Below are 13,035 nucleotides of genomic sequence, written 5' to 3'. Positions count from 1 at the left end.
TATAAGGTGCGTTGCGTTACAGGTTATGCTGCAGCAGCACCAGCAGGAGCAGGAGCAGCGCCTCCAGCAGCTCGTTCAGCGCGCCGTACACGTCGCCGGTGAGCCCGCCGAGCCGGCTGCTGATCCGCCGCGCCGCAAGCGTGCCGCAGGCCAGCGCCAGGGCCGGCGCCAGGATGGCCGCTGCCAGCAGCTGCGGCCAGGCGCTGTCCGCGCCCAGCGCCAGCGACGCGGCGGCTGCGGCCAGCGAGAGCAGCGCCGCAAGCAGCAGCGTGCGCCGCTCCTGCCGGGCAGGCAGCCCGCCAAAGCTGGCGGCCAGCCCTTCATTGCCGCGGGCGAGCGGGTAGCGGGCCATAGCCCGCACCATGTACCAGCGGCTCCAGACCGGCGGCAGCAGGAGCAGCGGCAGCTCCACCCAGGAGCTGCCTTCGAGGAATGCTGCTAGCAGCGAGGCCTTCAGCAGCAGGAGCAGCACGCAGGCCAGCACCCCCATGGCCCCCACGCGGCTGTCCTTCATAATCTCCAGCATCCGCTCACGCGTCCGGTAGCTGAGCAGCGCATCAGCGCTGTCCATCCAGCCGTCCAGATGCAGGCCGCCGGTCAGTCCCACCCACAGGATGAGGGTGATCACGGCGGCCGGCCAGGCAGGCAGCAGCCAGGCCGCGACTCCTGCACCCAGAGCTGCGCTCAGCCCGATAGCAGCACCAACCAGCGGATAATAGACCACACTTCGCTGCAGCAGGTCCCGGGAGAAATCCCCGCTACTCTTGACCGGGAACCGCGAAAGAAACTGAAAGGCAGCGGCAGCATCTCCCCGCGCACTCATAACAGATACTCCCTGCTCTTCAGCTCTATTGGAATGCCAGCGGTAACCAGAAAGACCTGCTCGCTGCTCCGGGCCAACAGCGCATTCATTCGTCCGGCCAGATCACGATACAGCCGGCCAAGCGCATATTCCGGCACAATGCCGTCACCCACCTCGTTCGTAACCAGCACCAGCGTCCCCTGAAAGGACGATACACTGTACTCCAAGCGGGCGATTTCCTGCTCCACCCGCTCCTGTCTATCCTCCTGATCCTCTACAGACAACAATACATTGGAGAGCCATAGGGTCAGGCAATCCACAAGCACCGCTTTTCCGCCAGAGAGACGGTCCAGAAGTGCTGGCAGAGCATACGGCTCCTCCAGCGTCTCCCAGGCGCTGCCATCCGCTTCGCGAAGCTTGCGGTGCCGGTCAATCCGTAGCTTCATTTCCTCATCGAAGGCTTGTCCGGTCGCCACATATACGGCCTGCTCTGCCAGAGAGAGCGTCAGCCGTTCGGCGAAGCCGCTTTTTCCGCTCCGCGCTCCCCCGGTTACTAGGATGCTCATTTCCCCTCAGCCCCGGATACTCCGGCGCTCTCAAAGGTAGCCATCTCAGTCATGATCCGGCTGACCGCGTCAATCAGGTGAAGGCTGAGCACGCCTCCTGTTCCTTCGCCCAGACGAAGCCCCAGATCCAGTAATGCTTCCAGCCCCAGGCGCTCCAGCATCAGCTTGTGGCCCTGTTCGTTCGACACATGAGAAGCAATCATATACCCTGTGGATTCAGGCGCAATGGCCTTCGCCACGAGTGCAGCGGCTCCGGAGATGAATCCATCAAGAATAACCGGTACCCGCAGGGAAGCGGCTCCGAGAATGAGACCGGCCAGACCGGCAATTTCGAGCCCGCCTACCTTGGCAAGCACATCTAGCGGATCTGCCGGGTTCGGAGAATTCACACGAAGTGCACGTGCCACGACTTCGATTTTGTGCAGCAGCCGTTCATTATCAATTCCGGTTCCACGGCCAACAGCAACCTCCGGCGGGATCCCCTCCAGGGCGCACAGGATAGCGGCACTGGCCGTTGTATTGCCGATGCCCATCTCACCAGTGATAAAAATCTCCGTTCCATTCTCTACCGCTTCCCGGGCCACATTCACACCGACAAGTACAGCCTGAAGGGCCTCTTCCCGGCTCATAGCCGGTCCCGCTGCCATGTTGTCCGTTCCCGGCCGCACTTTGCGGTTGATCAGTTCCGGATGCTCAAGCTCGGCATTGATGCCGATATCCACGAACTGCACGCTTGCCCCCGCCTGGCGGGCCAGGACATTGACCGCCGCCCCGCCGGTGAGAAAATTGTAAGCCATCTGCACTGTAACTTCCTGCGGAAAAGCACTGATCCCTTCGCAGCAGACGCCGTGGTCAGCAGCCATTACAACAACGGTTCGCGTGCCGTAACTGGGCTGCGCCTTCTTCGAGATGCCGGCCAGCCGGACCGCCAGCGCTTCCAGGCGGCCTAGACTTCCCGGCGGCTTGGTCAGACTGTTCAGGCGAAGTTCTGCATCCAGTTCGGCTTGTACATCCGGCGGAGCAATCCGTCCGGTAACTTCTTCAATTGCTGATATCATCATTTAGCCTCCTGTTTGTTCCTGCATGAATAGTAGAAGGGCCCCCTTCTCTGAAGAAGAGGGCCCTCTGCTGCGGATCGCCAGCTATTTCATCACTATTACTCCCTATTTCTTCCTTATGGATTATAGGGGATAGAGATTAATCTTACAATTACATTTTTACCTTCATAAAGCCTTCCATCCGTTCGAGCGCTTCGGTCAGCTTCGCCGTGGAAGCCGCATAGGAACAGCGGAGATGACCTTCACCACCCTTGCCGAATACTTGTCCCGGCACAGCTGCAACCCCTGCTTCCTGCAGTAGACGAAGCGCAAAATCCTCTGAGCTCATTCCGGTATGCTCAATAGAAGGAAAGGCATAAAAAGCTCCTTGCGGCTCATGGCAATGCAGCCCGATGGATCTGAGTCCTTCAACAAACAGCGTACGGCGCTGCCGGAAGCATTCTTTCATTTTATTCTTGTCTGGTAATCCGTGGCGCAGCGATTCTATCGCGGCAATCTGGCCCAGCACGGGTGCGCACATCGCCGTATACTGATGAATTTTCAACATTGCAGACAATAGTTCCCGGTTCCCGCAGGCATAACCTACCCGCCAGCCGGTCATGGCAAAAGCCTTGGAGAAGCCGCTGATTACGATTGTCCGCTCTTTCATGCCGGGAAGCGAGGCAATACTGACATGATTGCTGTCATAGGTCAGTTCAGCATAGATTTCATCCGAGAGCACGATCAGATTATGCGCTTTTACGATTTCTGCAATCGGTATCCAATCTTCATAAGACATGACTGCTCCCGTGGGATTGTTCGGGAAGTTCACCATCAGCAGCTTGGAGCGTGGAGTGATGGCTTTGCGCAGCGCTTCGGCAGTAAGCTTGAAGCCCTGCTCCGCAGTAGCCTCAGCCTCCACCAGCGTTCCCCCGTTCAAATAGGCGATCGGCGAATAAGCAATATAACTGGGCGAAGGAATGATCACCTCATCGCCCGGAGCCGTGAAGGCACGCAGCGCCAAATCGAGGGCTTCACTGCTGCCTACCGTTACCAGCACCTCCTCCAGAGGCTCATATGACAGTCCGAAGCTCTCCTGCTGGTAGCGGGCAATCTCCTCCCTCAGCTCAGGCAGTCCGGCATTCGGGGTATAACCCGTCTCCCCGCGCTCCAGGGCACGGATACAGGCCGCTCTGATATGCTCAGGGGTAGCAAAGTCAGGTTCGCCCACACCCAGTGATATAATATCGTTGTTACCCGCACTCAGGTCAAAAAAAGCACGGATACCCGAAGGCGCTATCTCCCGTACACGCGGAGCAATCCGCTCACTTAGCAGGGTGCTGAGATTCTGTTGCTGAAACGGTTTGTAATTAACCATAGTTAACAGCCCCCTGCCGTTTCTGATACCGCCACCGCAGCCTCTAACCCACGCTGCTCTGCAAGCGAACCCGTGATAATCTCATCCAGCAGCCCGCTGAAAGTATAACCGGCAGCCAGCGCACTTCTTGGCAGCAAGCTTGTTTCGGTCATACCCGGCAGTGTGTTTACCTCAAGCACATAAGGAATGCCGTCCTTAATTAGCATATCCACCCGCGCATATACCGTGCACTTCAGCGCCTGATAGCAGGTCAAAGCCAATGCATGAACCCGTTCTTCAAGCTCTGCAGGCAGCTGAATTACCTGCTCCTCCGCACCACCCAGCTCATATTTGGCACTATAATCGAACCAGTCTGCTCCAAGTGAGCGGATGCCGATGACCGGCAGCAGCTTTCCACCAAGAATGGGACAGGTGATTTCCTGACCTTCAGTATATTCCTCGATCAACACCGAACGGTCAGCGGCAAAAGCCTTCTCTACCGCATCCCGCAGCTCTGCACTACTATTCACCTTCGTCATGCCGATGCTGGAGCCGCCTGAATTCGGTTTTACCATCACAGGGTATCCGAGATGCTGGACAGCTTCCGGCACTAAATCCTCCATGCGGTCCAAGCAAATCCAGGCAGGTGTATGCACACCTTTACTGCGGAGAATGGTCTTGGATAGAGCTTTATCCATGCACAGGCTGCTGGACAGGACACCACTGCCCGAATAGGGAATGCCCAGTGTTTCCAGCGTCCCTTGCACAGTTCCGTCCTCGCCGTAGGCACCATGGAGAGCAAGCAGCGCAAAACCCAGCCCTTTTACCGCATCCACCAGCTCTTCCCGCGAAGTAATAACTACCGGGACGCCTTCATATTTACTGCGGTCCAGATGCTTCAGCATTTCTCTGCCGGTATTCAGCGACACCTCATATTCTGAGGATACCCCGCCCATAATTACGCCTACTTTTTTCATTCCCATAACCCCTCTTCATCCCAGTAGTTGCCGTGCTATGCTGCCAATGATCTGAGTGCCCTTCCGGATATCCGCATCAGCCACCCTGGAGAACCCCAGCCGCAGCGTATTCTGCCCTTGCCCATCCGTGTAGAACCTGTCTCCCGCCGTAAAAATAACCCCCTGCTCCCGGCACGCCGCCAGCAGCGCTCTCGTGCTGAACCCTTCAGCAAACGTAATAAAAAGATGCAAGCCCCCATCCCCGGTGAGTGACGCATACGGTATATATTCCTGACAGCAGGCCAGGGTCAGCTCGTATTTGCGTTTATATTCCGCTCTCGCCCGTTTCAGGTATTTCTCCAGATTGCCGCCCAGCAGATACTGATACAGAATCGATTGATCTAGTGTCGAGGTATGAATGGTGCGCGCTCTTTTGACACTTTCCAGGTAATAAATCAGCTCCTGGTCCGCAAGCACCCAGCCTACCCGCAGTCCGGGAAAAAGCACTTTGGAGAAGCTCCCCAGATAGATCACGCTATTCCCGCCGCCCGCTGCTGCGATCAGAGGCGCCACATGGGAACCCGAATATCTCAACTCCTCGTTGAAGCCATCCTCAATCACCGGCACCTTATACTCCGCCATCAGCTTCATCAGCCGCTGTCTTTTTTCGGGAGACATGACGATACCCGTTGGATTATGGTAGGAGGGCACAAAATACGCACAATCATACTCACGTGTCTCCAGCGCCCGTCTCAGTTCACCCAGATGGATGCCGTCCCGCTCCATAGGCACACCCGCAATCTCGAAACCATGCAGCTTCATGTTCTTAATCGCCGTGTGATGCGTCGGATTCTCGCAGAGTACCGCTCCTGCCTTGCGGCCGAGCGCAGACAATACGATATCAAACCCTTCCGTAAATCCGTTCGTAATCAGAATGTCTTTGCCCTGCGTATTTACTCCCTTGTGCTCCATATATTGCCGCAAATAATCTATTAAAGGCTTATACCCCTTGGCATAACCATAATTCAGCAAAACATTGCCTTCCACCGCCATACGCTCCATGAACGCCCGCTTTACATTTTCCAGATCGAACAGGCTCTCATCGGGCGCGATGCTGGTAAAAGAGATCGTACCCTTCGCCGCGCGTATCCCGCGCTTCATAATATCCAGTTCCTCGGCCAGCCGGGCCTGGCTACTCAGCCGCTCTTTCCAGTCCACCGTCCAGGCCGAATCCCCGGGACTTCCGGCTTGCTCAGCTGCAGCTTGTGATACATAACTTCCCTGGCCCTGCACCGCGTAGGTGAAGCCGTCATCCGCAAGTGCCTCATAGGCGGAAATAACGGAATTGCGGCTGACCCCCAGCAGTGTGCTGAGCTCGCGGGTGGACGGCAGCTTTTGGCCGCCCTGGAGGGCGCCTTTGAGAATCAGCTGCTTCATGTAATCCTTCACTTGAATATATACCGGCCGACCGGCAATGAGCTTGAAATCCTTGAACATGCTTCGATCGCCCCCATAGCTATCATGGCACAGTCCCCGCCGTAAAAAAAGAACCACAGCCCGGAAATTTCTTCCCGCTGTGGTTCTTTGAGCGAATGGATAGGCTTTTGGAGCCGGATCTCTCCGGAGATTCTTCTGGAGACGGGATAAGCGGTTCGAAGCAGAAGACTTCCAGGATTCTCAGAGCGAATGGATAAGCGTTTGTACGCAGAGCTCCTGGTAGTGTTAAGGTGGTACATAAATCCGCAAACATTGCTCCTACAAAGCCAATCTAATTGGGCTCACCTTGTTCCACTCTGTTGGAAGCCAGATCATCGTTGCCTGGGTGGCAGCCGGATTGTTCACTTCGCGGGGACATCCCATTGTCCTCCCTGAAGCAGCAGTCTGACCGTAACCGGAGTGCCCGGCGGTGGTGCCGCCGTGTCACGGAAGCTGCTCACAGCCATAGTGCTTGCCAGCAATTGGCGGATCACACCGCCGTGGGTCACAATCAGCACCCGCATAGACCCGGGATGCCCGCTGTTCCCCAGGACTGAAGCCGCTGCCGCCGATTGCAACAGCCCAGACAGAAAATGCTCCACGCGTTCAGTGAATGCACTCCAGGACTCACCGCCCGGCGGGGTGACCGCCGCAGGGTCATCAATCCAGCTTCGATAGCGTGAATGATGCTGCAGTTGCTCATAGGTCTGCCCTTCCCAGTCGCCAAAGTTCATCTCACGCAGCCGTGAATCATAGCTGGCCGTCTGCATCAACGCAGGGGCAATAAGGGCCAGAGTTTCGCGGCATCTGCTCAAATCGCTGCAATATACACGCCAGAAGTTCCCGGCAAGTTCGGGCGGTTGCGGCAGTGCAGCCAGCTCTGCCTTCGCCTCCGGAAGCAGCGCAAGATCGGTGCTGCCCAGATAGCGGTGTTCCTTATTCCACAGAGTCTGTCCATGGCGCATAAGCACAAGTTCGAGCTCTAATTCGTATTTGCAGATCAATCCCGCTTGGTCACTTGCCATCACAGGTTTAACCTCCAATCCATTGCCATAGCAACGCTGCCGCTGCACACAGAGAGACAAATATGGCGGAAGACCACATCATTAGCCGTGAGGCAAGGATGATATCCTCCGGCTCCATAGTCCGCAGGGGATCACCCATGTAGGCGCGAAAAGAGGCTACACCATGGTATACATTTTCGCCGCCCAGCCGGATGCCAAGCGCTCCGGCTACTGCCGATTCAGGATAGCCGCTGTTCGGGCTAGGATGGCTGCGGGCATCGCTCCGCACAATACGCCAGCAGCTGCGCCAGTCCAGACGAAGCAGCCAGGCACACAAGACTAACAGCAGCGCTGTCATCCGCGCAGGTATGTAATTGGCCACATCATCGAGCCGGGCAGATGCCCAGCCGAGGTTAAGGTATTTGTCGTTTTTGTAACCGACCATGGAGTCCAGCGTGTTCACTGCACGGTAAGCCATGGCCAGCGGTGCTCCACCGAGCAAGGCGAAGAACAGCGGAGAAGTAATCGCATCGACGATATTCTCCGCCACGGTCTCCAATGTGCCCCGGACAATATCCGGGCTCTCCAGCTGCGTGGTGTCGCGGCCGACAATCATACCGAGTGCCTTCCGGGCTGCGGGGATATCCCCCTTGCGCAGCTCCTCATAGACGGCCATCCCGGCATCTTTGAGTCCTTTGGAGGCAATGGTTGTAGCGATCAGCCAGATCTCTGCTGCCCAGGCCAGCCAGGGCGAGATCCGGGACAGAAGGTAGAGAAGCACTGCGGTCAGCACCCAGGCTCCTCCCGCCACCAGCAGCGGGAGCAGCACTCCCGCGCGCTTCAGCGCGCGCGGCTGAGTGCAGAAGCGGCGGATGAGCCGTTCAATGGTTGTGATCGCCTTCCCCATGAGCACTACCGGATGGGGAAGATTGCGCGGATCGCCTATGATCCGGTCCAGCACATAGGCTGCAAGTAATATAATCGCAAGCGTCACCGGGCATCACCCGGCAGCAGTTTCCAGTGAATGCGGCTCATTGGCTGGCCTTCCTTGCCGGCTGTGCCGCTTTCACCGAACCGAGGCTTGCCGTTACAGCGGCGTACACCAGCCGGCCGATCGCTCCGCCCAGGTCGGTGGCAGTTCCGGCGTAGACATGCTCTGCGCCGAAGCGCCCGCTCCCACTCACTGCCAGCACCACTGCATCTGTAGTGGTGCCAGTAGCAATCAGGCCATTCTCGGGATCGGTAACCCCGAGATCGGCCAGTGCGGCAGCCTTCGCCTCGGCTGCCGTCATGACGGCATTGACCATCGCAGACGGAGTCAGGCGCCCGTCAATGCCCAGCATGATGTTGATCGTGCCGGAGCGGTAAGCCGCCAGCACGTTCCGCCGGACACCGGCTCGCGCAGCATTGCCGGAGGCTGCGGTGACACAGCAGAAAACACCCGCCGAGCCGATATCCTCCTCTGCCACAGCAGCATGCTCCAGCGGGACTGCTGTCATCAGGCCCGCGCTGCCCTCCAGCAGATAACCCCATTCGCGCAATTTGTTCTCCATATCGCGCACCGGATTGCTGCACTCATAATCGCGGCTGACGAACTGGTTGACGGCCCGTTTCAGACGGACCATTCCCCCGCCGTATACCGCGCTCGACAGCCCTTCAGCTTCTGCCGGGAATTCCAGCAGCAGATGCTCCTGCTTCCATTCCAGCACCAGCCCCGGCCAGACGGTGGATGAATACACCGTCTTACCATCCTTGAGATTAAAAGGAATTCGCGCTTCAGTCATCCAGAATCCACTCCCTTCACATTGTAACTACCTGTTATCGGTGACCCTTCAGCGATCATCTGCAGCCAGCCGCACACTCCACCTCTAATCCGTTGCGGCATAGGCCAATATTTCTTTCAAGTAACCTATTCACTTGCTATTTCACTAGCTATTTCACTAGCAAAGATACTTTAGTCATGCACATACTACTTGAGCAGATAGCCCTCTTCAAGACTAAGTGGAATTTGTATCACTAATTCGAGCCATTAGAAGCCATAGCAGAGAATAGTGGGAAAAAGTAAACCTATTCCTGCCATATCAGCCTATATATCGGAATTCACCTCATAATAAGTGTAGATAATCCCACTAACTCCCTTCAAATGCCGCATTCCACCGATTTAGGAGTACAAAATCCACTTAATTCATTATAAATCCAATTACTCAAAACCTGCTTAGTAATCACTCTACAGTTACTCTATAGCTACTCAACAGCAACTCTATATTTTCATTTTCTCAACCCTCATTAAAATCACTCAACCACCACTCCATAATTGTCCGATTGCTTAAAAAGTCCCGTAAAAAACCCAGCTAATTCAGCACCATATAAAGCACCGATACCCTGTTCCCAAAAGTAATACTCTTCAATGCCGCAACCAGGGTCAGGGTATACGTATAGAACACTGTATCTCCCAGCCGCCAGAATTCATCTATCATCATTTCATCCGTCCGGCTCCTGCCGCCATCATCTCATTTCGTCAGACCCCCGCAGACAAAATCTCCTCCAGTTGCCGGAGCAGGCGGGCGTTGTCCGCCCCGCCTTTGACGGCAACGCGGATATGCCCCGGTGTAAGCCCCGGGTACATCGCACAGCTGCGCACCAGAATGCCGCTGTGCCCCAGCTTCTCCTGCAGAGCTGCTGCGCTCCACGGCTCCGGCAGGCCGAGCAGCAGGAAGTTCGCTTCGCCCGGCGGCACCTCGCAGCCGAGCCGCAGCAGCCCCTGCCGCAGCGCTTCGCGCTCTGCGGCGATCAGCCCGCGCGTGCGCTCTTCATAGCCGCGCCCGCTGCGCAGGCAAGCTTCCCCGGCCAGCAGCGCCAGGCCGTTCACGCTCCAGGTCACCTGCTTGCCGGTCATAGCCGCGGCAAGCTCCGGGGCTGCGATGGTGAAGCCCAGCCGCAGCCCCGGAATGGCATAGAACTTCGTCATCGAGCGGATCAGCACCGTATGACGATAAGCCCCGAGCTCCGGCAACAGGGATTGCCGGCGTTCTTCGGGGATGAAGTCGATGAACGCTTCATCCACCGCCAGCACCGTCCCGCAGCGCTCCGCCTGCTGCGCCAGAAGCCGGAGGTCGTCCAGCGCATACTGGACGCCATTCGGGTTGTTCGGCTGTCCGAGGAACAGCAGATCCACCTGCTCCAGCAAGCCTGTGATGCTTTCCACACCTGCCCGGTACTCACGTTCCTTCGTCCCCTGAACGGACAAAACCTCCGCACCGAACTGCTCCGCCAGCTGGCGGTATTCAGAGAAGCAAGGCTCGACGATGCCCACTTTACGCGGCTTCACAGCCAGAAGCAGCAGCGCCATCGACTCTGCCGCCCCGTTGCCCGCCGTAATCCAGTCGCTGTCTACTCCCAGGTTCTCCGCGAGCAGGGACTTCAACCGCCGGTGTCCAGGGTCTGGATAAGCCGTAACAGCTGACAATGAATGGCGCAGCAGGTCCAGCACACCAGGCGGCGGGCCGAGGGGATTGATATTGGCGCTGAAATCAACAAAAGCGCCGCTCCCATCCCCGTACAGTTCCGCAGCCGTCAGCAAATCGCCGCCGTGGCCGTATTTTTCAAGCATGCCTACACTCCTCTTCCTCTGTCGATATACTCTAATCACTTATGCTGTATGACGCATTGTCCCCATTATTGCCCCATAGCCGGAAATACGTCAATGATTTCACATTCCCCGAACCGCACAACCCTGGCGATTGCCGCAGACAACCTTCTGGCTCAGCGTCATCTGTTCTTTTGTACAAACTGCGCTTTTGGTTTAAAATAACTACAGCAGTTAATCATGCCCAAGCGGAGGAATTTACTATGCTTTTTATCGATAACAATGGAATTACAGACGCATCGGTCAATCTCGCGATTGAGGAATTTGCGCTCAAGAATCTGCCGATGGACGACAGCTATCTGCTCTTTTATATCAACAGTCCGTCCATTATCATCGGCAAACACCAGAATACCATTGAAGAGATCAACCAGGAATACGTGAAAGACAATCATATTCAGGTCGTACGGCGGTTGTCCGGCGGCGGAGCTGTCTATCACGATCTCGGAAATCTCAACTTCAGCTTCATTACCAAGGACGACGGACAGTCTTTTCATAACTTTCTGAAATTCACCCAGCCGGTCATCGACTACTTGCAGTCCATGGGTGTGAATGCCGAGCTGAGCGGACGCAATGATCTCCAGGTTGGTGAGCAAAAAATCTCTGGCAACGCACAGTTTTCCACACGCGGACGCATGTTCAGCCATGGCACTCTGATGTTCAATCTCAATCTGGATGATGTGCAGGCCTCACTGAATGTGAACCCGGAGAAATTCAAATCGAAGAGTACCAAATCCGTGCGCAGCCGTGTCGCCAATATCAAGGACTTGCTTGGAACCGATATGACGATTGAGGAATTCCGCGAAGGTCTGCTGCGTTCCATCTTCGGCATGGAGGCATCTGAGGTGCCGCAGTACAAGCTGACTCAGGACGACTGGGTGCGGATCAATGAAATTTCCAGGGAGCATTACCAGAACTGGGATTGGAACTACGGCCTCTCGCCAAAGAGCAATGTGAAGCATACCCGCAAATTCCCCGCAGGCCTCGTCGATATCCGTATGGACATTGAGGATTCCTACATTAAGGATATCAAAATCTACGGCGACTTCTTCGGCGTCGGTGATGTTGCAGATGTGGAGAACGCACTGCGCGGCAAACGCTATGAAAATGCAGAGGTCAGAGATGCCCTGTCCGGGCTTGACCTGAAGCATTATTTCGGCCGGATTGAGCCGGAGGACTTCATCGGGCTGATTTTCCTGGAAGAATAGCTTCCAGGCAGTGGAGCAGCAAAAATAAAAAGGGCCGGCCCATATCCTTAAGGATATGCGGACCGGCCCTTTTGTGGCGGTATAACAGCACGAATCAGTCTATGAGTTGGAGTAGCTTTCTAAATACCAGGTGTAAGCACAAATACATACACAACCAGCGCAAGCGTAAGTACGATGCAGAATTTCTCCACCGCGCTGCCCTTCTTCGTTCCGGTGCTCATCAGTTTCAGGCGAAGCTTGAAGGGGAGCGGAGGCAGCGGGGTGATGCCGCGCTGGGTCAGGGAATCGGCCAGCAGATGCAGCGCGTAGGACATGCCTCCGGCAATCCAGAGGCTGCCGCCGTCATTCATGCCAAGCGAGGCGAAATAGAGCAATGCTCCCCAGCCGGCCACGCCGTACAGCGTATGGGTCAGTCCACGGTGCGGAACAACGGAGGATACAACAAGCACGCAGGCCGCAATGTAGTTCCACGGATCGTAATCCTCTGCGAACGCAAACAGCCCCAGAGCCAGCAGCAGCATCACCAGATGCCGCAGCCGGCGGCCCGGCAGGAAGGATACGCTTCCCACTAGCAGCGCCAGCGCAATATTCCAGGGTGGTGCTGCGATTCCTGCAAAATACAAATAGATGGCTGCTCCAATCAGTGCAACCTGAAGGATCCGCAGCAGGAAATCCGGTAGGGCTTTGCGCACCAGCAGTGAATTCGGCTCATCGATATCAGGCAAAAGGGCGCTAAGTCCCGCCACGGCAACCGCCGGAATCGTAATCTCATGGCCGAGCAGGCTCATGACAGATAGGGTAACCCCGGTGCTGATAATGAAATGGGATTTGCCCATCATGGTGCACCCGCTCCTTTCTAAGGTGTAGGCAATCTTATGCAAAATAAGAACAAGTGTACGGTTATCGAAGTATATCAAGTGCTGGCTTTTTTGTCCAGCCTTTGGCTATTTTCCGGGTACTGAAGCCGTTGGTCTGCCTGCCCAGCG

The 13,035-nt window shown here is 56.3% G+C and carries 13 protein-coding genes; 1 reads left to right on the top strand and 12 read right to left on the bottom strand.

Translation table 11 applies throughout. The annotated features are described in order from the left end of the window. Positions 1–16 precede the first annotated feature (16 nt). The 11 genes from cobS to cobD form a co-directional block, all read right to left on the bottom strand. On the bottom strand, positions 17–823 hold the full coding sequence (cobS, locus tag ACAN54_RS13085) for an adenosylcobinamide-GDP ribazoletransferase (protein WP_379155183.1): 807 nt from the start codon (positions 821–823) through the stop codon (positions 17–19). Continuing rightward, entirely contained in the window at positions 820–1,368 is a 549-nt protein-coding gene (gene cobU / locus ACAN54_RS13080) for a bifunctional adenosylcobinamide kinase/adenosylcobinamide-phosphate guanylyltransferase (RefSeq protein ID WP_379155180.1), read from the bottom strand. Before cobU ends, cobS begins: the two co-directional genes overlap by 4 nt. Next, positions 1,365–2,426: a nicotinate-nucleotide--dimethylbenzimidazole phosphoribosyltransferase gene (gene cobT, locus ACAN54_RS13075; protein WP_379155177.1), complete on the bottom strand. Its 1,062-nt coding sequence runs from the start codon at positions 2,424–2,426 to the stop codon at positions 1,365–1,367. Before cobT ends, cobU begins: the two co-directional genes overlap by 4 nt. Positions 2,427–2,577: 151 nt before the next feature. Further along, entirely contained in the window at positions 2,578–3,783 is a 1,206-nt protein-coding gene (locus ACAN54_RS13070; RefSeq protein ID WP_379155174.1) for an aminotransferase class I/II-fold pyridoxal phosphate-dependent enzyme, read from the bottom strand. 2 nt (positions 3,784–3,785) lie between these two features. Further along, positions 3,786–4,739, bottom strand: a complete 954-nt coding sequence (locus tag ACAN54_RS13065) for a D-alanine--D-alanine ligase (RefSeq protein ID WP_379155171.1) — start codon at positions 4,737–4,739, stop codon at positions 3,786–3,788. A 15-nt stretch (positions 4,740–4,754) separates the two neighbouring features. After that, complete coding sequence (pdxR, locus tag ACAN54_RS13060; RefSeq protein WP_379155168.1) at positions 4,755–6,215, bottom strand: MocR-like pyridoxine biosynthesis transcription factor PdxR; 1,461 nt, start codon at positions 6,213–6,215, stop codon at positions 4,755–4,757. A gap of 341 nt (positions 6,216–6,556) precedes the next feature. Continuing rightward, on the bottom strand, positions 6,557–7,219 hold the full coding sequence (locus ACAN54_RS13055) for a histidine phosphatase family protein (protein ID WP_379155165.1): 663 nt from the start codon (positions 7,217–7,219) through the stop codon (positions 6,557–6,559). 7 nt (positions 7,220–7,226) lie between these two features. Next, positions 7,227–8,192, bottom strand: a complete 966-nt coding sequence (gene cbiB, locus ACAN54_RS13050; protein WP_379155162.1) for an adenosylcobinamide-phosphate synthase CbiB — start codon at positions 8,190–8,192, stop codon at positions 7,227–7,229. A gap of 37 nt (positions 8,193–8,229) precedes the next feature. Next, positions 8,230–8,982, bottom strand: a complete 753-nt coding sequence (locus ACAN54_RS13045) for an adenosylcobinamide amidohydrolase (protein ID WP_379155159.1) — start codon at positions 8,980–8,982, stop codon at positions 8,230–8,232. Between the two features lie 567 nt (positions 8,983–9,549). Then, complete coding sequence (locus ACAN54_RS13040; protein WP_379155156.1) at positions 9,550–9,678, bottom strand: hypothetical protein; 129 nt, start codon at positions 9,676–9,678, stop codon at positions 9,550–9,552. Between the two features lie 38 nt (positions 9,679–9,716). After that, a complete protein-coding gene (gene cobD, locus ACAN54_RS13035) occupies positions 9,717–10,808 on the bottom strand; it encodes a threonine-phosphate decarboxylase CobD (RefSeq protein ID WP_379155153.1) in 1,092 nt (363 codons plus the stop codon). Positions 10,809–11,047: 239 nt separating this feature from the next. On the opposite strand from cobD, the gene lplA reads away from it, so the two are divergent. Continuing rightward, positions 11,048–12,049 carry a lipoate--protein ligase gene (lplA, locus tag ACAN54_RS13030; protein WP_379155150.1) on the top strand — a complete coding sequence of 334 codons (1,002 nt, stop codon included), beginning with the start codon at positions 11,048–11,050 and terminating at the stop codon, positions 12,047–12,049. Between the two features lie 119 nt (positions 12,050–12,168). Here the strand turns inward: lplA and ACAN54_RS13025 are convergent, their stop codons facing one another. Beyond that, positions 12,169–12,888, bottom strand: a complete 720-nt coding sequence (locus ACAN54_RS13025) for a metal-dependent hydrolase (RefSeq protein WP_379155146.1) — start codon at positions 12,886–12,888, stop codon at positions 12,169–12,171. Between the last annotated feature and the right edge of the window lie 147 nt (positions 12,889–13,035).

This window comes from Paenibacillus diazotrophicus, from assembly GCF_042610465.1.
This window is presented reverse-complemented; position numbering and strand designations above follow the sequence as displayed.